At 48.4% G+C, this 19,630-nt stretch carries 22 protein-coding genes, 2 tRNA genes and 3 pseudogenes; 4 read left to right on the forward strand and 23 right to left on the reverse strand.

Annotation, left to right across the window (positions count from 1 at the left end; genetic code table 11):
- Positions 1–6: 6 nt before the first annotated feature.
- The 10 genes from DL94_RS0108720 to hydF form a co-directional block, all read right to left on the reverse strand.
- Positions 7–83: transfer RNA gene (locus DL94_RS0108720), tRNA-Arg, on the reverse strand.
- Positions 84–91: 8 nt separating this feature from the next.
- A tRNA-Pro gene (locus tag DL94_RS0108725) sits at positions 92–168 on the reverse strand.
- 111 nt (positions 169–279) lie between these two features.
- The gene (locus tag DL94_RS0108730) at positions 280–1,167 is read right to left on the reverse strand and encodes an LPP20 family lipoprotein (RefSeq protein WP_028129825.1); all 888 of its coding nucleotides are present in this window, start codon (positions 1,165–1,167) and stop codon (positions 280–282) included.
- A gap of 150 nt (positions 1,168–1,317) precedes the next feature.
- Positions 1,318–2,358 carry a [FeFe] hydrogenase H-cluster radical SAM maturase HydE gene (gene hydE, locus DL94_RS0108735; protein WP_028129826.1) on the reverse strand — a complete coding sequence of 347 codons (1,041 nt, stop codon included), beginning with the start codon at positions 2,356–2,358 and terminating at the stop codon, positions 1,318–1,320.
- A 12-nt stretch (positions 2,359–2,370) separates the two neighbouring features.
- Positions 2,371–3,057 (reverse strand): hypothetical protein, encoded by a 687-nt coding sequence (locus DL94_RS0108740; protein ID WP_028129827.1) that lies wholly within the window; start codon positions 3,055–3,057, stop codon positions 2,371–2,373.
- A gap of 81 nt (positions 3,058–3,138) precedes the next feature.
- Positions 3,139–4,074: a homoserine O-acetyltransferase MetA gene (gene metA, locus DL94_RS0108745; protein ID WP_028129828.1), complete on the reverse strand. Its 936-nt coding sequence runs from the start codon at positions 4,072–4,074 to the stop codon at positions 3,139–3,141.
- Positions 4,075–4,278: 204 nt separating this feature from the next.
- Positions 4,279–5,487, reverse strand: a complete 1,209-nt coding sequence (locus tag DL94_RS0108750) for an RNA-guided endonuclease InsQ/TnpB family protein (RefSeq protein ID WP_028129829.1) — start codon at positions 5,485–5,487, stop codon at positions 4,279–4,281.
- 15 nt (positions 5,488–5,502) lie between these two features.
- Positions 5,503–5,679, reverse strand: coding sequence for a MerR family transcriptional regulator (locus DL94_RS16065; protein WP_369793723.1), 177 nt, complete (start codon positions 5,677–5,679; stop codon positions 5,503–5,505).
- Positions 5,676–6,671 carry a hypothetical protein gene (locus DL94_RS0108760; protein WP_231464623.1) on the reverse strand — a complete coding sequence of 332 codons (996 nt, stop codon included), beginning with the start codon at positions 6,669–6,671 and terminating at the stop codon, positions 5,676–5,678. Before DL94_RS0108760 ends, DL94_RS16065 begins: the two co-directional genes overlap by 4 nt.
- Before the next feature lie 57 nt (positions 6,672–6,728).
- On the reverse strand, positions 6,729–7,931 hold the full coding sequence (hydF, locus tag DL94_RS0108765; protein ID WP_037371641.1) for a [FeFe] hydrogenase H-cluster maturation GTPase HydF: 1,203 nt from the start codon (positions 7,929–7,931) through the stop codon (positions 6,729–6,731).
- Between the two features lie 379 nt (positions 7,932–8,310).
- On the opposite strand from hydF, the gene DL94_RS14590 reads away from it, so the two are divergent.
- On the forward strand, positions 8,311–8,889 hold the full coding sequence (locus DL94_RS14590; RefSeq protein WP_037371643.1) for a hypothetical protein: 579 nt from the start codon (positions 8,311–8,313) through the stop codon (positions 8,887–8,889).
- 59 nt (positions 8,890–8,948) lie between these two features.
- Here DL94_RS14590 and DL94_RS0108775 read toward each other — a convergent pair whose 3' ends face one another.
- The 7 genes and pseudogenes from DL94_RS0108775 to DL94_RS14595 all read right to left on the reverse strand — a co-directional run.
- A complete protein-coding gene (locus tag DL94_RS0108775) occupies positions 8,949–9,179 on the reverse strand; it encodes a hypothetical protein (protein ID WP_028129832.1) in 231 nt (76 codons plus the stop codon).
- 361 nt (positions 9,180–9,540) lie between these two features.
- The gene (locus DL94_RS0108780; protein WP_028129833.1) at positions 9,541–10,389 is read right to left on the reverse strand and encodes a histidinol-phosphatase; all 849 of its coding nucleotides are present in this window, start codon (positions 10,387–10,389) and stop codon (positions 9,541–9,543) included.
- Positions 10,390–10,399: 10 nt separating this feature from the next.
- Positions 10,400–11,206 carry a Cof-type HAD-IIB family hydrolase gene (locus tag DL94_RS0108785; RefSeq protein WP_028129834.1) on the reverse strand — a complete coding sequence of 269 codons (807 nt, stop codon included), beginning with the start codon at positions 11,204–11,206 and terminating at the stop codon, positions 10,400–10,402.
- A gap of 133 nt (positions 11,207–11,339) precedes the next feature.
- Positions 11,340–11,555, reverse strand: coding sequence for a hypothetical protein (locus tag DL94_RS0108790; RefSeq protein WP_028129835.1), 216 nt, complete (start codon positions 11,553–11,555; stop codon positions 11,340–11,342).
- A gap of 76 nt (positions 11,556–11,631) precedes the next feature.
- Complete coding sequence (locus DL94_RS16540) at positions 11,632–11,760, reverse strand: hypothetical protein (protein ID WP_255326882.1); 129 nt, start codon at positions 11,758–11,760, stop codon at positions 11,632–11,634.
- Positions 11,761–12,439: 679 nt separating this feature from the next.
- Positions 12,440–12,505: pseudogene (locus DL94_RS16590) on the reverse strand (flagellar hook-basal body complex protein FlhP domain protein); the annotation flags it as partial.
- Between the two features lie 353 nt (positions 12,506–12,858).
- Positions 12,859–12,987, reverse strand: a pseudogene (locus tag DL94_RS14595) (flagellar basal body rod C-terminal domain-containing protein); the annotation flags it as partial.
- A 93-nt stretch (positions 12,988–13,080) separates the two neighbouring features.
- Between DL94_RS14595 and DL94_RS16545 the strand changes: the two are divergent.
- The gene (locus tag DL94_RS16545; protein WP_255326883.1) at positions 13,081–13,152 is read left to right on the forward strand and encodes a type I toxin-antitoxin system Fst family toxin; all 72 of its coding nucleotides are present in this window, start codon (positions 13,081–13,083) and stop codon (positions 13,150–13,152) included.
- Positions 13,153–13,318: 166 nt separating this feature from the next.
- Here the strand turns inward: DL94_RS16545 and DL94_RS16595 are convergent.
- From DL94_RS16595 to DL94_RS0108820, 3 genes and pseudogenes are all read right to left on the reverse strand, one after another.
- Positions 13,319–13,387: pseudogene (locus tag DL94_RS16595) on the reverse strand (flagellar hook-basal body complex protein FlhP domain protein); the annotation flags it as partial.
- 119 nt (positions 13,388–13,506) lie between these two features.
- Complete coding sequence (locus DL94_RS0108815) at positions 13,507–15,543, reverse strand: flagellar hook-basal body complex protein (protein WP_028129837.1); 2,037 nt, start codon at positions 15,541–15,543, stop codon at positions 13,507–13,509.
- Positions 15,544–15,600: 57 nt separating this feature from the next.
- The gene (locus DL94_RS0108820; protein ID WP_028129838.1) at positions 15,601–15,969 is read right to left on the reverse strand and encodes a TIGR02530 family flagellar biosynthesis protein; all 369 of its coding nucleotides are present in this window, start codon (positions 15,967–15,969) and stop codon (positions 15,601–15,603) included.
- A 235-nt stretch (positions 15,970–16,204) separates the two neighbouring features.
- Between DL94_RS0108820 and DL94_RS0108825 the strand changes: the two genes are divergently transcribed.
- Positions 16,205–16,399 carry a ribbon-helix-helix protein, CopG family gene (locus DL94_RS0108825; RefSeq protein WP_028129839.1) on the forward strand — a complete coding sequence of 65 codons (195 nt, stop codon included), beginning with the start codon at positions 16,205–16,207 and terminating at the stop codon, positions 16,397–16,399.
- Positions 16,400–16,521: 122 nt separating this feature from the next.
- Here the strand turns inward: DL94_RS0108825 and DL94_RS0108830 are convergent, their stop codons facing one another.
- The 3 genes from DL94_RS0108830 to DL94_RS14600 all read right to left on the reverse strand — a co-directional run bounded on the left by DL94_RS0108830 (position 16,522) and on the right by DL94_RS14600 (position 19,030).
- Entirely contained in the window at positions 16,522–17,223 is a 702-nt protein-coding gene (locus tag DL94_RS0108830; RefSeq protein ID WP_028129840.1) for an L-ribulose-5-phosphate 4-epimerase, read from the reverse strand.
- Positions 17,224–17,372: 149 nt separating this feature from the next.
- Positions 17,373–17,765 (reverse strand): hypothetical protein, encoded by a 393-nt coding sequence (locus tag DL94_RS0108835; protein WP_028129841.1) that lies wholly within the window; start codon positions 17,763–17,765, stop codon positions 17,373–17,375.
- Between the two features lie 407 nt (positions 17,766–18,172).
- Entirely contained in the window at positions 18,173–19,030 is an 858-nt protein-coding gene (locus DL94_RS14600; protein WP_051586389.1) for a flagellin, read from the reverse strand.
- 237 nt (positions 19,031–19,267) lie between these two features.
- Between DL94_RS14600 and DL94_RS0108845 the strand changes: the two genes are divergently transcribed.
- Positions 19,268–19,630 (forward strand): VCBS domain-containing protein, encoded by a 363-nt coding sequence (locus DL94_RS0108845; protein ID WP_028129842.1) that lies wholly within the window; start codon positions 19,268–19,270, stop codon positions 19,628–19,630.

Genomic DNA, 19,630 nt, shown 5'->3' on the forward strand with positions numbered 1-19,630 from the left:
TTTCATTGGTGCGTCAGGAGGGATTCGAACCCCCGACCCACGGCTTAGAAGGCCGTTGCTCTATCCAACTGAGCTACTGACGCGGAGCTGATGGTCGGGATGACAGGATTCGAACCTGCGACATCCTGCTCCCAAAGCAGGCGCGCTACCAAACTGCGCTACATCCCGAAAATTACTTATCTAGTATAGCGAAAAATGGCGCCGCTGTCAAATATTTTTTCTATTTTCCAAGTGAAAGGAGGCTGATTTCAGCCTCCTTTGTTATGTTACTATGTTATTTTACCGCAGGAATACGACGTTGGTGTTATCGAGGAAATGAGTAGCGCCGTTTTCGATGAGGACGCGGTTGGCGTCAGCTACGGACAGGATAGGCGTACCATTGTGGTTTTCCAGGCCTACGGCGCGGACAATCAGCGGATTGCTGCCGGCACGGCTGGCATTGCTCATATCTTTTGCATAGGAGGCCATACCGTTCTGGATAACTTTGTCGTAATCGAGGTTCTTGTAGCCATAAATGGGTTTGCCTTTGACGTTTTTGATTACCGGGCTCATAACGGGTTTGAGGCCCAATCCGCGGCAGTCAACGATAAGGCCGGTGAAACTGCCAATGGCTTTGCCATCCGGGGCAGAGGCTGCCGAAGAGGTGCTCTGCGTGGTGGTCCAGAGGCCATCGTCACGATGTTCTATTCTAGCCGGGGCAACGTTGGGTTCCTGCACGGGGAAGGATTCAATTACAGCCGGACGGTCGATAACGGCGCTGGCCAAAGCGGATACACCGAACATCGGCACTTCCATGGTCACTTCGTAGCCGCCGTCACCGGTCTGCCCTTCCGAAACGATACGGGCACCGCGAATGGTGGCATTTACCTTGGTTTTAATGATATCGCTCTGTACAGCGGCCATGTCCACGGTGGTTTCAGCGTCCACATTTACGCCACCCACGTACTCAGCCAGCTGACGGTAAGCGTCGGCAATAGCAGCGCGGCGGGCCATCATACGGGCCTGTGCCATTGTCCGGGCACCAGCCGGGGCTACACCGCCGCCGGTAGCGCGGATTACGTTGCTGTTCCAGTCTACATTCTCTGCTGCCAGTACAGTAGCCATGGAAGCCACGAGCATTGCAGCTACCAGACCGCAAAGGCCTAAGAGTCTTGCTAATTTTTTCATGTTTAATCCCTCATTTCTTCCCTCATAAAAGATTACCTTATTATGAATTTAGCACATATTTACACAGATTACAACTTATTTTCATCTGCTTTATATTGTTAATATCGCATGGCTTGATTAGAAACCAATGTAAATGGTATTAAAATTTGATTATATTTTCCGCCGCTGCCGAAAGCCCTTATCCTCCGCGACAAAACGCCCCATAGCGGCAATTCTGGCACTCATGCAGCTGCGGCAGTGTTCGGGCGTATCGTTGACGCAGGCTTTACCGGGATAGAGGGCGTAATTGCGCCGGGCCTCACCACTGGTGACATTGGGCATTACCACATTGGCACCGGAGCGCAGCATGATATCCCGTCCGCCCGGTTTCAGCGTGTCCATGGCTGTCGTAGCCGGAATGTTGCTGTCGGGGAGCAGCAGGCGCAAAATGGCGACAAAGCGTCTGGTCAGGTGCCAGTCCCCCGGGGCAGCGTCCCCCAGCGGCGTATGGGGATTGGGTACGAGTGGGCCAATTCCGAGCATATCGGCGTCTATCTGCTGGTAAAAGAGGATATCACGGGCCAGCATGTCAATGGTCTGCCCCGGCAGGCCGACCAGCGTCCCGGTCCCCACTTCATAGCCCAGTGTTTTTAAATCCTGCAGGCAGCGCAGGCGGCGCTCATGGCTCATACCGGGGTCGTGACGGGCGTAAAGCTCCGCGTCCGTGGTTTCTATGCGCAGCAGGAATCTGTCAGCCCCGGCCTCGCGCAGGGCCTTGTACTCAGCATAGCTGCGCTCACCGATGGAGAGCGTCACGGCCAGGTCCAGCTCTTTAATAGACAGCAAAATAGCCCGCAGTCTGGGGAGAGTAAAGTACTCATCTTCCCCCGACTGCAGGACTACTGTTTTATAGCCATACGCCTGGGCCTGACGGGCCAGCGCGACGATTTCCGCCGCGCTCAGGCGATACCGCTTTATGTTTTTGTTGTCGCGGCGCAGGCCGCAATAAGCGCAGTTTTGCCGGCAGTAATTGGAAAATTCAATGAGGCCGCGCAGGTGAACGCCATCACCGACGTAAGCATGGCGCACTTCGTCTGCCGCGCGTGCCAGTTCCTCTTCGCAGGCAGGCTCGGCCAGCAGGCAGCAGATTTCTTCGTGGGTGAGTTTATGACTGCTTTTCCCCTTCTCGATTATCTCCTGCCATTCTGCCATCACTATACCGCCTTATTTATCCTGCTTTTTCTTGTCCTTATCGTCTTTCTTGTCTTTCTTGTCCTTGCTGTTGTCTTTCTTATCTTTATCCGCAGCCTTGGTATCAGCCTGGGCGTCGGCATTTTTGAGCTTTTCGAGGTCCTTTTTGACGCTGTCATTCAGCTGCGCGTGCTTTACCTTTTCCGTACGGGCAGCGATTTCGTCCACATGTTTATAGGCATAGTTGATAATCGTCCGGTAGAATACGCCTTCCACGCCTTTCTCCGACAAATCGGCCAGCTTGATAGTCCGCGGAGTGGTCACGGTTTCGAGCACGCCCCAGTCCGAGTCCAAATCCATGTGCTGGGTGACTGTCACCGTACCGGCTGCCAGGTCAATGCGCAGGTATTCAGCTGTCCCCACCAGGTCGTTGTAGCCCTCGGTGGACTGCATTTTCCAACGGCGCTTGGAAATGACATCCTGAATCTGTACCTGGTCATAGGTGCGCAGGGACGGCACGAGAATGATATTGGCGTCCAGAATTCCCTTGTCCGTCTGGCCGAAGTACATGTGCTGCTTATTGAAGAAATAATTTTGACGGGAGGTGGACTGCACCCACTCGTAAATATCCGACGAAATCACTTCATCGGCCTGAGCCTGCGGCGTGGCCGTAAAAATCAGCGCGGCTGCCAGCAAGCCTGCTCCCCATCGCATTTTCATAGTTAATCCCCCTGAATTTCAAAATACCCTACTATGTTACACCATTAAGCTGAAAAAATACTGAACGCGGCCAACCGCCGCTCAGTCCTCATTTTCCTTGTAGAGTTCATCCAGCTCGTAAGGCGTTTCCTGATATACATAATAGTTAAGCCAGTTGGCAAAAAGGAGATGGGCCACGCTGCGCCATCTGACAATGGGCTTTTGCGTGGGGTCATCATCAGGATAGTAGTTCTGGGGGATAGCCGGATTGAGGCCGGCCTTGAAGTCCCGGTCGTATTCCTGTTTCAAGGTTGTGGGGTCATACTCCGCATGCCCCGTGATGAAGAACTGCCGTTTTTCCAGATTGGCGATGATATAGGGGCCGGCTTTCCCTTCGGCCTCAGCCAAAATGGTGAGCTCGGGCACCTTTAAAATGTCCTCCTTGTGTTCCTCCGTATGCCGGGAATGCGGCACGTAGAACACGTCATCAAAACCGCGCAGCAGGCGTTCATGCTCCACACAGAGGTGATGGGGATAGACGCCGAAAATCTTTTCGCCTACCTGATACTTGGGAATGCCATAGTGGTAATAGAGCCCGGCCTGTGCCCCCCAGCAGATATGGAAGGTGGAATAAACGTGCTTTTTGCTCCACTCCATGATTTCCGCCACTTCATCCCAGTACGCCACTTCCTCGAATTCCATGTTTTCCACGGGCGCGCCGGTGATAATCATACCGTCGTATTTCTTATGGCGCACCTCGTCAAAAGTGCCGTAAAACTGAGCCAGATAGTCCATCGGGGTATGGCTCGGCGTGTAGCTTTCCGTATAAATAAAATCCACTTCCACCTGAATAGGGGTGTTACCCAAAAGCCGCAGCAGCTGGGTTTCCGTGATGTATTTTATGGGCATTAAATTAAGGATAAGTATTTTCAGAGGGCGGATATCCTGGCTGTAGGCGCGGTCGGCGTCCATGACAAAGATATTTTCCCCTTCGAGAATATGCGCTGCCGGCAGGGCATTGGGTATCTTTATGGGCATCTAATTCCTGCCACTAAAAACATAGACAAAAGTGTTTATGTCTTAGAAAATTCCTTGTTCATTGTGCTCGCTCTCGCCGTCCCAAAAGACAAGCTACTAGCGTTTGTATAGCACTCCAAAGGCGTTGACATCACACTCCTTGCTACGCAAGGAGGCAAGTCTGTTCCCGACTAGCCATCGGTACATATATCGGAATTTTTATAGTTAAGCTACCCGATATTCTTTGGCGTCCCGCAAATTCAGCGAAGCATTGAAATCTCTATCCTCCGTATAGCCACATTCGGGGCAAACATATACACGGTCTTTGAGTTTTAGACCTTTGTGGATATATCCACAAACATGGCAGGTTTTGGAACTTGGATAGAATCTATCAACCATACGAAATTCTATACCAATGATTTCTGCTTTACGCTTCAGCTTGGTCAGCAAGCGATTAAATCTCTGTGCCGCTACGTCTTTTGCCAGATGCTTGTTCTTCATCATACCTTTGACATTCAAGTCCTCCACTGTAATAAAGCGTGGTTTTTGCTTCACAATTTCGTGGATGGTCTTGTTTTCGTAATCCTCTCGGATTTTGTCAATGCGATGGTGAAGTTTCTGTACCTTCAGCTTTTGCTTCTCTATGTTTGCAGAGGCAGTAGCAGTCTTACCACCTTTCTTTCTTCTAAATTCATATTTACGGCTAAGGCACCTCTGCTCTCTCCGAAGCCGTTTCTCCAGTCTTTTGACTTTTGAACTCTTATTGATATTCTTGAAGACTTTGCCATTACTGACGATAGCAAGGTCTTTCACGCCTAAATCTATACCTACACCGTTCGTCACAGTATGATATGATGCCTCCAAATCCTTGTTATACTTGGATTTTTCGTCAACGTCCACAACGACGGACACATAAAAGCGGCCAGCTACATAGGAAACTGTGCCATTTGTTACTTTAGTTCCTGTAGGCAGATAGCCAAATTCCTTTAGTCGAACCTGTTTCAATGTTGGTATCATCAGCTTGTGCCGCCATATTGTCCAATCGCCCTTATTATTCTTAGGAAAATATAGTTTTACATCCTGATTCGCTTTCTTTTTGAAGTTTGGGAATCCCGACACACCGTCAAAGAATCGTCTAAACGCCTGTTCAGCATTAACCAAGGCTTTCTTACGAGCCTTTGAACCACACTGGTCAATCCAAGGCAAGTCTTTCTTCAGATTACGATTAACATGCTTGTCAAAATCATTGGCGGTAACAAAATGTTTTTGCTTCTCGTCAAGCTGACCACGCTGAAACATTTTATAAAGACGGCAGTTGTAGGCGATGTACTGGTTGTACAGGAATCTAGCCACACCGATAGAACGGATGATTTTGATTTTCTGCTCTTTAGTAGGGGCTATCTCCGTTTTGAACGCCTTTAGCAATCGTATCATCCCCTTCAATCTGTTTCATGTGTTTTCGTAGACCATACAATTTGCAAGAAAATACATTCGGTTAATCGGGATTTTGTTTGCTACAAGTGTTTTCTCCCTGTCCCAACGTTGAAGCGTCTTTACCGAGACATTGAGCAGTTCTGCAAACTCTTTAGGCTTGTAATTAGTGATGTTTGAGGAATTCCTCCTCATTCCAAGCTGTAACGATGTACCCAGGCGTAGTTATTTTCTACGTAATGTCTCAGTTCGACAATGTATTTGTACTCCGGGCTGTTCGGGGTTACCATGCGGTACTGGCCGTCAATGGCCGCCTCCAGGGATTTCCAGCCCTCGGCCGGCGTCCAGTACTTACCGGCAATGGCCTTTTCCGTGGCCTGCGGCAGGTTTACGGCCATTTTCAGGAATTTAATCTCCCTGACCTGACCGCTGTGGTCCTTGGTTTCCTGCCACTGCCAGAATACCAGATTTTCCCCGTGCATGCGCATGGTGGAAGTATCTGCCTTGATATGGGTGCGGACACCGTCAGTGGTGGTCACATCAAACACGGTCAGCCATCTGTTCTTGGCCGTCACGCGTTCCTTTTCCACATTCTGATGGAAAGCCTGGTCTACCGCAGCAGCGTAGAAGTCCTCATCAAACTGCTGGGAGTTAATTTCCTTTTCCACTGCTTTGGGGTCAGCTTTGGACCAGATAATTTCCCCGTTCTTATTGTAAAAATGCTCTGCCGCATACTGTATGGTACGGTACTGGGGCTTTATCACGAGCTGAGCCGTACTGTAAGCCAGCTGATTCGGGTCAGGGAACTTGCTGCTCAGGCCATAGGCCTCCAGCGTTTCCTGGGCGCCGCCGTAGCTGTAGGTCGTCTTGGTCCAGACCTTTATCTCCGTGGGCACTTTGCCGCGGTCAGTTACCACACTGGCAGTTATTACCACCGAGGCAGGGTCAAAGTATTTGCTGTACTTATCGTCCGAACCCAGCCAGTACCAGGACGGCTCTGCCTGGACAGCCTTGGCCGTCTGCTGGGCCTTGGCCGTTGTCTGGCGCTCATGATGGACTGCCGTCTGACTGGCAGATTCATGGCTGTGACGGTCAAAATCAATATGGGCCGCCTGCACAGATACCGGTGCCAGCCACAGGGAAGTGGCCAAAGCAGCGCCCATCATTTTATACAAACGTTTATCCATAGTGTTCACCTCGTGTAATATAAGCATTTTTTCCTCAAACTCCTCTCCCATTGTACATTATTTTGGCTTATTCGGCAACGCTACCATGGGCAAAATTCCCAGCAAGGCGGCAATGGCCAGGCCGTAATTGGTCATGGGTACCTGCTGTTCACGGCAGGCCCGGACACGGCTCAGGACATACTGGCGGTTAAACATGCAGGCACCGCAGTGAATAACCATATCATAACCGCTTACTGACGGGGGAAAATCCTTGCCCGAGGTCACGGTGATACTGATACCGTCCCCCAGTTTTTGCCGCAGCAGCCGCGGCAGTTTCACACGGCCGATATCCTCATGCAGTGGCTTATGCGTACAGGCCTCGGCAATGAGAATCCGGGCACTCCCCGGCAGCGCGGCCAGCCGCTCGGCGCCTTCCATAAAGCAGTCAATATCGCCCTTATAGGCGGCAAAGAGTACGGAAAAGGACGTGAGCCGACTGGACGCCGGCTTATGGGCGTAAACTTCCTTAAACGCCTGCGAGTCCGTGATGATAAGTTCCGGCGGCGTTTTGAGCCTGCCGAGGGTATCTGCCAGCCTGTCCGTGGTACAGCACATGGCCTGACAGCCCTTGTCGAGCAGTTCGCGCAAGGTCTGTACCTGCGGCAGTATCAGCCGTCCCTTGGGGGCCTGAATGTCCTGCGGCATGACCAGCAGCACGGTATCCCCGGCCTGGCACAAATCCCCGGTAATGCTAATCTCCCCATAATCCTCCGGCAAAGCGCGCAGGAGTTCTTCCTGCAGGGCCGCTAGGCCCCGGCCGGTACGGGCACTGACGATAAGCGGCCTTAGACCTGTCGCCTCTGTCACGGCCGCCTGCAGGGCCTGTCCCTCGTCGGGGAGCATATCCTGCCGGCTGATGACGGGAATGATTTTGGCCTTGTTCTGCCGCAGCTGCTTAAGCCACGCCGTTTCCGCTGTCAAATCTGCTGACGAAAAGAGCAGCAGGGCAATCTCCGTTTCCCGGGCCGCCTGTTCTGTCCGTTCCACGCGCAGCTGTCCCAAATCACCTTCATCGTCAAAACCGGCCGTGTCAATAAACACTACCGGCCCCAGACCTTTTATTTCCATCGCCTTATAAACGGGGTCTGTGGTCGTGCCGGGCACCGCCGACACGGTGGCCACGGACTGGCCGGTCAGGGCATTGATAAGACTTGATTTACCGCTGTTGCGGCGGCCAAACAGGCCAATATGGAGGCGCGTGCCTCTGGGAGTATCAAGCATGATTACACCTCGCTATTAACTACAATCATATATAACAGAACGTACTTGCCACTGCAGCGTCATAATGTCTAAACAAGAGGCTCGCAGTAAGTGGGGCAGGCAGTGGCTGACTGAAACGTCAGGGCCGGGGCGTCAGGAAAATCTTTTTTGCCATACCTCTGCCCCAGCCGTAAAAGCATACTGTCTGAGCGCAGCGAGTTTAGGCTTTTACGGCTGTTTAATTAAAGGCAAAAAAGATTTTCAGCCCCCGCCCGAGTGTAAGGCAGCCACTGCCTGCCCCACGCCCTTGTCACCTTCTCTCTAAAGTATAGCACAACCAAGCGAAATATGTTACACTGTCTAAGATGAATAAATAATAACCAATAAAAGGAGCCTATATATGAGCGATTACGCCAACTTTCAAATTGGGGAGCAATTCCCCCTGCCCATCAAAAACCAACAGGACGGCGGCCTGTTCCAGATTGACGCCAACGGCTGCATGTTTATCCTGCAGCTCTCTCGTACGGATATCATCGCCATCGAGGCCTTCCGCACCGGCAAAATGCAGCTGGCCCTCTACGAAGAGAACGGCCTGCTCTTTTTCCTCTACCAAATCGACGGTATCTTCAAGGAAGGCTGGGGCGACGCCCCGTTTACCCTGGCCGGCATTAAGCCCGAACTCATGCCCACGGCCAAGAGTATGGCCGACCACACCCTGCACCTCTATCTCGTAGACACCAGACTCCAGCTCCTGCTGGCCCAGCGCAGCGTCCCTATCCCCGACGACTTTATGGCCGTCCTGCAAAAACACGTTGACCTGCAAAAGGCCGCTGCTATGGACGAGAGCGCCTTCCGTCTGGCTGTCCAGACCATCTGGGCGCAAAAAAGCCCCGCGCAAATGCGCGAGGCCGCCAGTGCTGTTCTGGATATCGAGCTTGACATCAAGCCGCCCCAGCCCAGACCTTCCTTTAAACACTAATTACACAAAAATATGGGGCACCCCCACTCAATGGGGAGTGCCCTTTTTCCATATTTCCATCATGCGACTCCTTCAGTCACACCAGTCATTTCGCGGTTATCGAGCCATTCAGCTACTACCTGACGTTCCATGGACTTGCGGTCCATCTGAACAAGGTCGACCGTTTCCTGTTCACCTGCATAAGCCTGGAAATTCTGCAGCCCCATAAGCTTTGCGGCCTTGGTGAACTGTTTGACGCGAACAGGGATAAAAACTTCTTCCATCCATTGCGAACAAATTTGTACTTTCATGACATATCTCTCCTTGTATCAAAACTCATGATTGCTTTCAGCAATATGATGGTTAATGCCATCCTCAGCATCTACGCTTTCCAGCAACCACTGCAAGTACAATCCTCTGTCTTTGCGTTTCTCTACAAGTTATATCGAGATTTTCTGAAAATACTTAAGCCTACACCACGATGAAAATATGGAAAAATTTTAAGGACTTGTTATCCTTGTACGACAAAAGCTGCATCTCCTGATGCACTTTTATTGTACCGCTTATACGACATTATGTCAATAGTTTTTAAAGATTTTTTATTATCTGATAATTCAAGTGTATGAAACAGGCCCTCACCTATATGGCAGGGCCTGTTTTGCCAGTCATAATTTATTCCAGCGGCACAACTTCACGGTTGCGGCCGGTGAATCGTATCGTCGTTTTGTAACCATAGGAACGGGCATAGGTCACGGCCTCATCATGGTACGCGCCGCAGTCCTCCGGCTTGTGCGCGTCGGAAGTGACGACAATCGGCAGCCCCTCCTTGGAGGCCACGGACATAAATTTATAGTACGGCGTGATTTCGGCAATGGGATAACGGTAGTACGTCCCCGTGTTGATATCCACCACCATATTGGCCTTTTTCAGCGCGGCCACCGCCCGCAGCAGGTACGGCGTAGCGTCGAACTCGGGAATATAATGGAACAGGCGGATATTATACGGGTGCCCCAGCACATCATAGTGGCCGGCAGCCGCCATCTTTTCGATTTCCTGCGTGTACCACTCATAGACGTCATTGAGGTCCTGCGTGTCCCACTGCGCCATAATCTCCGACGAATCATACGCCCAGCCGTTGAGGAAATGCACCGAACCGATAACGTAGTCAAACGGGTATTCCTTAAGGATTTTCCCCACCGCGTCCTGGTCGGAGAAGTTGCACACCTCAATCCCCGTCTTGACGTTATGCTTTTTCTTCAGCTTGGCCATAAAAGCAAAGTACTCGTCAATGGTGTACTTAAACTTGTTGGTCTTCAGCCACTGCTGCTGAAACTTGCCGATATAGGAATCGTCCAGAATCAAATCCTTGTAATAAAGTTCCTTGAACTCCGGGAAAGTGTGAGAGTGCTCGGAAATGCCGATTTCGTCCATTCCCAGCCGCTGTGCCTGCTGGAAAAAGCCCTCCACCCAGTTTTCGTCATAGGAGCCCTTTTCAAAGTGCATGTGATAATCTGCTCGCATAATTCACCTCTCAGCCGCATAAACCATCATCAATCAATTTCTGAATACCCTGCAGCACGCCATGTTCGCGGTTGCTGGCCGTCTGGAAACGCGCCAGCTCCTTGATTTTCGGGTGCGCGTTTTCCATGGCAAAGCTGTAATAAACAGAACTCATCATTTCCACATCGTTCAGAAAATCGCCAAAAGCCGCACATTCCATGGGGGTGATGTGCAATTTCTTCTGCACCTGCTGAATGGCAATCCCCTTGTTGATATCGTAATTCATCACATCAACCCAGTAAGCACTGGAAGTGGCGACCTGGAAAGGCCCCTCATACTTTTGCAGATACGGATAAATGCGCGTATCAGCATTGCCGGACTCATCAAAGAAGGAACACTTTATCAGCTCATCATCGATGTCAGCAAAACTGTCCACGACTTCCGCATGGGTATAATACTTTCTCAGCTCGTCCTGAAAAGCCGTGGTTTCCTCATCAGCCAGAATATAAGCCCCCTGCTTGCCACAGAACACCTCATATATACCGGGGTTTTGCCGGGTTTCCTGCAAGGCTTTCATACCCAGCTTTCTGTTCAGCGTACTGGAAAAAAGCTCCTTGTCGTGATAGCGTACCATCGTACCATTTTCCGCCAAAAATATAAACTCATCCTCATAGCCCGCAAAGGTATCGAGCAGTGAGTAATACTGCCGCCCGGAGCAGGGTGCAAACATCACGCCCCGTCTTTTCAACTCCTGTGCCATATCCGCAAAGCCTGCCGGCAGCTGGCCGTTTTCATCCAGCAGCGTACCGTCCATATCAGACATAATGAGCTTTATCATAACGCGCCCCCCAGAGAATCTATTTAGCCACAACATGGTATTTTGTATACATTCATATCTCAATTATACCATAGCAAAAACAAAAAACCACCCTCATCGCTAAGATGTGGTGGTTTTTCATAATTTTACCGGCTCAGTCATTCCAGTGCTCCTCGTCGAGGCCCTCAGACGCCATCGATATTTCTTTGGCGACGTAGGCCACGCCATCAATTACAGTGTTTACGGCATCTTCAACGCCATCGGCTACAGTGTTTGCCACACTTTTTATGCCATCCCAAACATCGTCAAAGATATTACCGCCAGCCACCATGTCCAAATCCATCTGATTGAGTTCTCTCTTCTCCAACATTTTCAACCTCTCCTTTCTAAACTTTTAGTTGACTATGTTTACCTTTGTCTATACTTACGATTGATAAAGTCAAGTATTACAAAAATTTCCCCATAAAAAAACGTCCCATGAGTGCAAAAACATAGGACGCCGTTGTATTTAAATTTTTCATATTGATAAGCGTTTCGAGAATTTCATCACCGGCGGTGATAATCTTGAATCTCATATAAATACTGCGTTGACTGAGTTATCTTATTGAAAAGTACGCCTTGATTCTATATCTCCCTCAATGCTATACTACTTATGATAATCATTAAGGGAGATATTCACATGTCACAAACACATGAACTTACTACACTAAACATTAAACTATATCGTATAATTTCCCAAGACATCATATGTGACAAAGTGATTATAACAGAAGAGCGCATTCAACATATAAAGGACCGTCATCCCGACGATTACGAGCGCTTTATGCAATATATTCCTGAAATCTTTACAAATCCCCTTCCCTCCCTTATACTAAAGACAAGGATAGGAAAGATTTTTGAGGTGAAAAGTGCGTCTTCATACGCCGCGTACTTACGTAACGGGCAAAAGAGATGCTGGCAGTGACGCTCCAGCCAAAAATCTTTCTGAAAGCAGAAAACCACCACATCACTGTTGATGTGGTGGTTTTTTCATAAGTTCCCTATTACAGCAAAAGCATAATGAGCTTTTTATGTACTTTTTCCTATTATTATGCATTTCTAGCTTTTCAGCTACTGGTTGAACCACTAGCAGCCAACCAGTAGAGAAAGCCCCTAGGACGGCCATCCTAGGGGCTTTCGAGTTACCCTTTGTTCTTATCGTGCATTCATTATACCATCGTGCTTACAAGAATAAAAGAAATTTAATCACCGATCTTACCGTTTCATATTGATAAGCGTTTCGAGCATTTCATCACCGACGGTGATAATCTTGGAGTTGGAATGGCTCTCCCAAATGTGCTATAATTCTATCGTTGCTCCAACCTCCTATTGGTACTCCGCGACGGAAGGGAGGGTTGTTTTAATGGAGACTCTTCACAGCATTGTGATTGCCATCATGGGCAATGTAGCTGCCTACTACATTGTCAAGTGGTTAGATTGGTTAATCACGTTAATCAGGGGTAATTAGCCCCAGTCTGGTGTAGCTGCAAATACACAAGAAAAGCACGTTGGAGGTTCCTAGTCTCCCAACGTGCTTTTCGTTTGTTGCCTAATGGACAAGCGACTCTTCACAGCGTTTGCCTATGGTTAAAGTATAACATAGCCCTTAACGATTAGCAAGGAAATTATCAACCTTACCGTTTCATATTGATAAGTGTTTCGAGCATTTCATCACTGACGGTGATAATCTTGGAGTTGGACTGGAAACCACGCTGAGTGATAATCATATCAGAGAATTCGTTGGCAATGTCCATATTGGACATTGTGCCTTAAAGTCTTTATTTATTAACACAATCACGTTATAATATATATGCCGCCTCAAAAAGGAGGTGAGTTACCCTTTGTTCAAAAGAATCGTGGAGTTGATACTGGCTCCGCTGATAGTGGGAATTCTAGTTGAACTTTTCAGTTACTGGCTTAACCACTAACAGCAAATCAGTAGAGAAAGCCCCTAGGACGGCCATCCTAGGGGCTTTCGAGTTACCCTTTGTTCTTATCGTGTCTTTATTATAACACCCAATTATCCTAAAATGCAAGAACAAAATCTGCACAAACAGCTCCCCATGACCACAAAGCCATGAGGAACTTTTATATTTACCGCTTCATGTTAATAAGCGTTTCCAGCATTTCATCACCAGCGGTGATAATCTTGGAGTTGGATTGTATTAATAGATAAAGCCCCCAGCACGGCAATGCTGGGGGCTTTCGAGTGTCATTTGTTCTTATCGTGTTTTCATTATACCATCGTGCTTACAGGAATACAAGAAATTTAATCATCTATCTTACCGTTTCATATTGATAAGTGTTTCGAGCATTTCATCACCGACGGTAATAATCTTGGAGTTGGACTGGAAACCGCGCTGGGTGATAATCATATCGGAGAATTCGTTGGCAATGTCGACGTTGGACATTTCGAGGGCAGACGCCGTAATGGTTACGCCCAAGTCAGTAGCAGTTTTTACGTTAGCGTCTCCAGAGTTGTTGGAGGCCTGATATAAACTGCTGCCAGTCTTGGTCAAACCAGAGGCATTAGTAAACTGAGCGACAGCGACCTGTGCCTCTGCTTGTTTAACACCATTGGTGTAAACACCGGTTATTGTGCCCGTACTGTCAATAGAAATACTCTTCAACGTGCCGGCAGCATTACCATCAGCAGTAGCATTGATGGTGCTATTACCTGCGTATTGGGTAAGGGACGACAAATTCAAAGCTACAGTAGTAGGTGTTTCTTCACCATTTTTAGGTTTCAATGTAAGATTTCCACTGCCGGATACAAATTTTCCATCTTCATCAAATTTCAAATCTGTCGCGTCTAAATCCACGGTAGTAGTCTTGCCATCAGAATCCGTTATCGTTGTACTTTTTGCCCCACCTTTCAAAGACAGTGCCCATACATTCGCATCTTTTTTCGTATACAAAACCGGTATACTATAGGCTCTGCCCTGACTGCCATAAGCTGTTATAGTAGTTGTCACAGAAGGATAAAAAGTATTCCCTTTTGTATAATTTCCCTCTAACAGCCCTGGAAGTGACTTACCGTCTGTTGTATTCATTGTCACGGAAGTGACCTCTTCTTTACGAGTAACAGATTCAACATTTCCATCCGAGGCTTTTCCTTTATACGTATATTGCGTACTACTACTATCAACATTTACTGGCGAATCTGTTCCATCTAAGGTGACAGTATTTCCATTTTCACAAGTTATATTAGCACCAGAATTTGCCTCTATTTTTTCTATGGGTAAATCAAAATTTACTGTCATACCATCCTGATATGTAAAATTTGCCGGAGGCGGAACCGTTATTTTTACACCAGTAGGGCCAGCAGTACCATCCGGATAAATAATATCAACAGTCAATTCTGTTTGTGCAGTATCCGTACCAGATGTTGTTACACCAGCACTATTGATAATTTTTACAGTTAGTGGAAAAGTATCCCCATACTTAAACGTACCATTCTTTATATTTGCCGCAGGTATTGAAATGGTTGTACCATCATCTATACTAGATAACGCATTACCAATACCTAAAGTAAGTCCAACTTGACCAGCCCCATTTGCCTTTACTGAACTTACTGTTGAAGTAAATAAAGTTTTTCCTAGCAATGAATCTGTTGTTGTAAAATCATAATCTGCCGTATCGTCCAGTGTATACACTTTACCAGTAGTAGTTCCCAACGTAATAGTTGGTCCATCGACACCTGACGGAGCATAACTTGAAACTGTTTCTGTACTTCCATCAGCACGAGTTACAAGTATACTGCTGATTTCATAACCTTCCATAGCTGCATTAAGGTTATTCTCATAGGTAGCGATTTTAGTTGCCGCAGCCTCCATTGACTTGCCAGCTTTTACCTGAATATTCCCCACGGCTCCAGTTGTGCTAAGCACACCATCTTTTGCAGTCCATCCCTGTACAAACATGCCATTTCCAGGCAAAACATAGTTACCATCAGCGTCGAACTCAAATGCACCGTCACGGGTATAGTAGACATCACTACCCTGCTTAACTATAAATAACCCATTACCTGACAGACACAAGTCGGTGTTTTTCCCTGTAGATTGTATAGAGCCGTCGGTAAACAACAGGTCGATACTCGCAACGCCCACACCTAAACCAATCTGTTTTGGATTAGTACCACCAATGGTGTCCCCCGGCGCACTTGCCCCGGATACTGTCTGGTTCAAGGTATCGGCAAAGGTAACACGGCTGGATTTAAAGCCGGTGGTATTTACGTTGGCGATGTTGTTGCCGATTACGTCCATTCTGGTCTGGTGACCTTTTAAACCTGCAACTCCTGAAAAAAGTGAACGCATCATAATAAATCACTCTTCCTTTCCCAATTGGCTGTGCCGGGTGTTTGCCGGCACGCCGCCTTACAAAATGGCAGCGCTATCGATGTTGGTGAAAATGTTTTCTTTGGCACTGGCCTCGTCTACAGCGGTGATGACGGTGCGATTTTTGACGCTGACCACCAGTGCTGTCTCCCGGAGGAGTATCAGCGCGTCCTTGGCGCCTTTGGCGGCCATGCGGTCGATGGTGGCTGTGAGTTTGTCGCGGTCACTGTCCGTCAGTTCCACGCCACGCAGCTGCATACGCTTTTGCGCGTGCGCGGAAAATTTCACCTCTGCCGCCCGTAAATCCCGGGCGAATTGATTTTCATTTCCCTCAGGTCGTCCATGCCCCCTGCCGTTTTCTGCCATTCCCTGGTCGGCGGTAATTGGTACCTTGGTGATTGCCTTCATGTATTTAAACCGTCCCTTCCGGCCTCCCTGCAATTTCCCTGTCCCTATTTTGTAACATATTTTATAACATATCTAAGTTACACTATTTATATCGTATCCTTATGCAAAAAACTTAAATAATTTGTTATATTTTTTGTTTTCATATGTACAAAAACATAACCTGCAAATATAATATATTTTTAAACATTTGTATGTCATATTATTTGATATACAATTATTAGCAGGGGTGGTAATAATGAGCAACAAACTTCTCATCACAAAGAAACTGCGTGGCGATGATGGCTATCGCGTCTTTTCGGTCAGGCTGAAAACGGATACCCTCGAGCGTATAAACGAGCTCGCGGACAGTACAGGGCGTACCAGCAATGAATTGATTGGCCTGCTGCTGGATTTTGCGCTGGAACACAGTGAGGTTGTCGGAGAATCATAATATGGTGCAAAAAGAACCGTCAGACTAACATGACGGTTCTTTTTCACTTGCCTTGGCTGCAGGCAGTCTATTTTTTGTACAAAAAAAGACCGCCATAATGGCGGTCACAGGGGATTGCAAGATTATTTTTTCTTCTGGCCGTAGTAAGCGTTCGGGCCGTGTTTGCGCAGGAAGTGTTTGTCGAGCAGCACCTGCGGCATGGGGTCGCGATCCTGCGTGAGCATCTGCGTATGGAAGGCCATCATGGCGACTTCTTCAAGCACTACGGCATTGTGCACAGCGTTGAAACAGTCCGTGCCCCAGGTGAACGGGCCATGGTTCTTGACGAGCACTGCCGGCACGTAGTCCGGGTTAATGCCGTATTTCTTGAACCGTTCCACCGCTACCACGCCGGTGTTGTACTCATACGCACCTTTGATTTCTTCCTCCGTCATATCGCGCGTGCAGGGGATTTCCCCGTAGAAATAATCGCCCTGCGTCGTGCCGTAAGCGCGCACGCCCTGCCCGGCCTGGGCAAAAATCGTTGCCCAACGGGAATGGGTATGCACCACGCCGCCGATATTGGGGAATTCCTTGTAGAAAATCCGGTGCGTTTCCGTGTCGGAGGAAGGATTGAGGTCACCCTCCACCTTGTTGCCGTCAAGGTCAACTACCACCATATCCGACGGTTTCATCACATCATATTCCACCCCGGACGGTTTGATGACAAACAACCCCTTCTCACGGTCAATGCCGGAAACATTGCCCCAGGTAAAGGTAATGAGGTTGTGCTTAGGCAGCAGCATATTGGCCTCGTAAACTTTCTCTTTCAGTTCTTCTAACATACGCTTTCCTCCAACACATTAAGCTATGTGCTCGCACATAATTTCTACAGTTTTGTATTCTTCCCAATTGCTTATATTCCTATAATACATCAGATATTTGAAGTTTTCAATAGGATTTAAAAAGTTTTGTGCTCGTACACAAAGTCTTTTTATTTAGTCAGCTCATACATCGCAATTTCGTTGATTTCGCGGTTGGCGCCGATAAGGATTTCTTTGCCGTCATGCACATAGTGCAGGACATTGGCCGCGCCGCAGCCTTCGTCGAGTTTGTCAGCCACATATTTGCCGTCTTTGTAGGTGAAGGCCAGCAAATATCTTTCGCCCTTGCGGTGGCCGATGATGAAGGTGTTTTCCCCGTTGACCTGGCCGCCGAAGATGGCATGCAGGAATTCGAGCTTTTCGGGGTGGGTGTAGGCAATTTCAAACTTGCCGTTCTTCTGCTCGTAAATATTGATGGTGTCGCCATGGAACGGAGCCAGGGCTGCAATGCCAGCGAGCTGGCCGCTATAAAAAACAGCGGCGTAGATGTGGTGGAATTGCATATTTAAGGACGTTTTACGTCGATTTACTTCTATATAATAAAAAGCCGCCCTCGACCAAAAGGGCGGCTTTTACTGTCCCAAATGCGGACACGTGCGTTACCGGCGACCAAACCGATAACGCGGTAAGCAATGAATCACTTGCTCAACCTCATCTAAGGATAGTATAGCATATCATCTGCAAAAATGCTATACTATTTTTGCTACGCGCCTCCGTAGCGGAAAGGAGGTGTATGCATTGTCTCATTTGCTCCGCGACTTTATACTAGCTGTTTTGGCTGGTATAGTCGCAAATCTCATCTATTCTTGGTTGGTTTTATAATGCGTAGCAGCCAACCATACCTCGGGTAAGACCATACCGCGAGGGAGAAAAGCCGTCCTATACAAAAGGACGGCTTTTCGTTTGCCTTTTAGGACAGCATATTAAATGCTGCGCCGCGGCTGTGGTTGTTGAGCGTGCCCAACATCTGCTGGCTGAAATTCTGCAGCCCCTGCTTAACCGCGAACAGTGCCATCTGGCTCTGCACATTAGCGCTGGCATTATTCACCGATTCTGCGGCAATATCCGCGTCATCATTTACTGCCAGTGAATTCTGGAGGTTTTCCTCCATCGTGGTGTAATTGGCAGACTGATACTCCATTCCCTGCTGGGCGGCACCGATATCGGTGGCCTGGTCAAGGGCCTTGTTGAGCGCCGCGTCCACCGTATCGATGGCATTGGCCAGGCCTTCCGGCGAATTGTTGGCCTCCTGCAGATTGATATTGCTCTTGCCCTGAGCGTCCGTCAGCCCCAGGCCTTTGGCGCTCATATCACCCAAAGCAATATTTTCATAACCGTCAATCCCGGCCACCGTCACCGTCTGGCTGCCATCGAGCAATTTCTGCCCGTTGTATTCAGCCTGAGCGTTGGTGTCAATCTGGGAAAGCGTCTGATTCACAGTTTCCTGCAAAGCGGCGATATCCGTCTGGCCGTTGGTGCCATTAGCTGCGTTGATAAGCGTCTCTTTCAGGGACGACAACGAGCTGATGGTGTTGCTCACCGCACCGCCGGCCACATTCAGCATGGAGTTAGCTGTCTGCGTATTGGCATTGGACTGGCTTACACCGCCGATATTGTACTGCATTTTCCGGGCAATAGCATAATCGGAGGCGCCATACGCCGCACTGGGGCGCTTAGAGCCGGTGGCAATCCGCTGAATACTCTGCGACTGCAGCGATTGCGCACGATTCAGCTGGTTGAGCGAGCTGTTGATACCGCTAAGACTCATAAACATCTCTCCTTTCCTCATTATTTGTTGGAAAATCCCATTTCCTTACTGCGAATAGTTCTCGTTAAAACTACAAACACTACTATATGTATATTATACCCCCGCCAACCACGCCGCGCAATAAAAATCGCTATGAAAAAAAATTGCTTTTCCCGCTACACACTTTGCCCCTTTCGCGGATATAAAGAACAAAGAAAAGAAAGACAAACAAAAGAAAAAGGAAAGGGGCTAATCAAAATGACTACCATCAAAGACAACTTCAAAAAAGCAGGGAATTTAATCGGCAGTGCTGCCAACCGCATGTCCGACAACGAACTCGACCAGGTAGCCGGCGGCTACACCTACGGCAAAATCACCATCAAGAAGGTTAACGGTATGTATGTTTATACATTACACAACCGCAACCTTAACGTAACAGAAACCTATGTGGGCAAGACCAAAACTGATGCTTTGCGACAGCTGGTTAAACATAATTACGATAACAAAGAATGGTTCATCGTTTTTACCGACCAGAATAAGGATATAAAAAACATCTTCGATGTAAAACAATTAGCTGAGGACTTCGGCATTATCCCCAAGAAATCCAAACCAGCTGCTTAA

Source organism: Selenomonas sp. AE3005 (genome assembly GCF_000686945.1).
In the GTDB taxonomy this organism is placed as follows: domain Bacteria; phylum Bacillota; class Negativicutes; order Selenomonadales; family Selenomonadaceae; genus Selenomonas_A.

Bases quoted from the DNA above. Each gene is read 5' to 3' on its own strand.
- DL94_RS0108730 (WP_028129825.1), bottom strand. From the start codon at position 1,167: ATGAAAAAATTAGCAAGACTCTTAGGCCTTTGCGGTCTGGTAGCTGCA.
- hydE (WP_028129826.1), bottom strand. From the start codon at position 2,358: ATGGCAGAATGGCAGGAGATAATCGAGAAGGGGAAAAGCAGTCATAAA.
- DL94_RS0108740 (WP_028129827.1), bottom strand. From the start codon at position 3,057: ATGAAAATGCGATGGGGAGCAGGCTTGCTGGCAGCCGCGCTGATTTTT.
- metA (WP_028129828.1), bottom strand. From the start codon at position 4,074: ATGCCCATAAAGATACCCAATGCCCTGCCGGCAGCGCATATTCTCGAA.
- DL94_RS0108750 (WP_028129829.1), bottom strand. From the start codon at position 5,487: ATGATACGATTGCTAAAGGCGTTCAAAACGGAGATAGCCCCTACTAAA.
- DL94_RS16065 (WP_369793723.1), bottom strand. From the start codon at position 5,679: ATGAGGAGGAATTCCTCAAACATCACTAATTACAAGCCTAAAGAGTTT.
- DL94_RS0108760 (WP_231464623.1), bottom strand. From the start codon at position 6,671: ATGGATAAACGTTTGTATAAAATGATGGGCGCTGCTTTGGCCACTTCC.
- hydF (WP_037371641.1), bottom strand. From the start codon at position 7,931: ATGCTTGATACTCCCAGAGGCACGCGCCTCCATATTGGCCTGTTTGGC.
- DL94_RS14590 (WP_037371643.1), top strand. From the start codon at position 8,311: ATGAGCGATTACGCCAACTTTCAAATTGGGGAGCAATTCCCCCTGCCC.
- DL94_RS0108775 (WP_028129832.1), bottom strand. From the start codon at position 9,179: ATGAAAGTACAAATTTGTTCGCAATGGATGGAAGAAGTTTTTATCCCT.
- DL94_RS0108780 (WP_028129833.1), bottom strand. From the start codon at position 10,389: ATGCGAGCAGATTATCACATGCACTTTGAAAAGGGCTCCTATGACGAA.
- DL94_RS0108785 (WP_028129834.1), bottom strand. From the start codon at position 11,206: ATGATAAAGCTCATTATGTCTGATATGGACGGTACGCTGCTGGATGAA.
- DL94_RS0108790 (WP_028129835.1), bottom strand. From the start codon at position 11,555: ATGTTGGAGAAGAGAGAACTCAATCAGATGGATTTGGACATGGTGGCT.
- DL94_RS16540 (WP_255326882.1), bottom strand. From the start codon at position 11,760: ATGAGATTCAAGATTATCACCGCCGGTGATGAAATTCTCGAAACGCTT.
- DL94_RS0108815 (WP_028129837.1), bottom strand. From the start codon at position 15,543: ATGATGCGTTCACTTTTTTCAGGAGTTGCAGGTTTAAAAGGTCACCAG.
- DL94_RS0108820 (WP_028129838.1), bottom strand. From the start codon at position 15,969: ATGAAGGCAATCACCAAGGTACCAATTACCGCCGACCAGGGAATGGCA.
- DL94_RS0108825 (WP_028129839.1), top strand. From the start codon at position 16,205: ATGAGCAACAAACTTCTCATCACAAAGAAACTGCGTGGCGATGATGGC.
- DL94_RS0108830 (WP_028129840.1), bottom strand. From the start codon at position 17,223: ATGTTAGAAGAACTGAAAGAGAAAGTTTACGAGGCCAATATGCTGCTG.
- DL94_RS0108835 (WP_028129841.1), bottom strand. From the start codon at position 17,765: ATGCAATTCCACCACATCTACGCCGCTGTTTTTTATAGCGGCCAGCTC.
- DL94_RS14600 (WP_051586389.1), bottom strand. From the start codon at position 19,030: ATGAGTCTTAGCGGTATCAACAGCTCGCTCAACCAGCTGAATCGTGCG.
- DL94_RS0108845 (WP_028129842.1), top strand. From the start codon at position 19,268: ATGACTACCATCAAAGACAACTTCAAAAAAGCAGGGAATTTAATCGGC.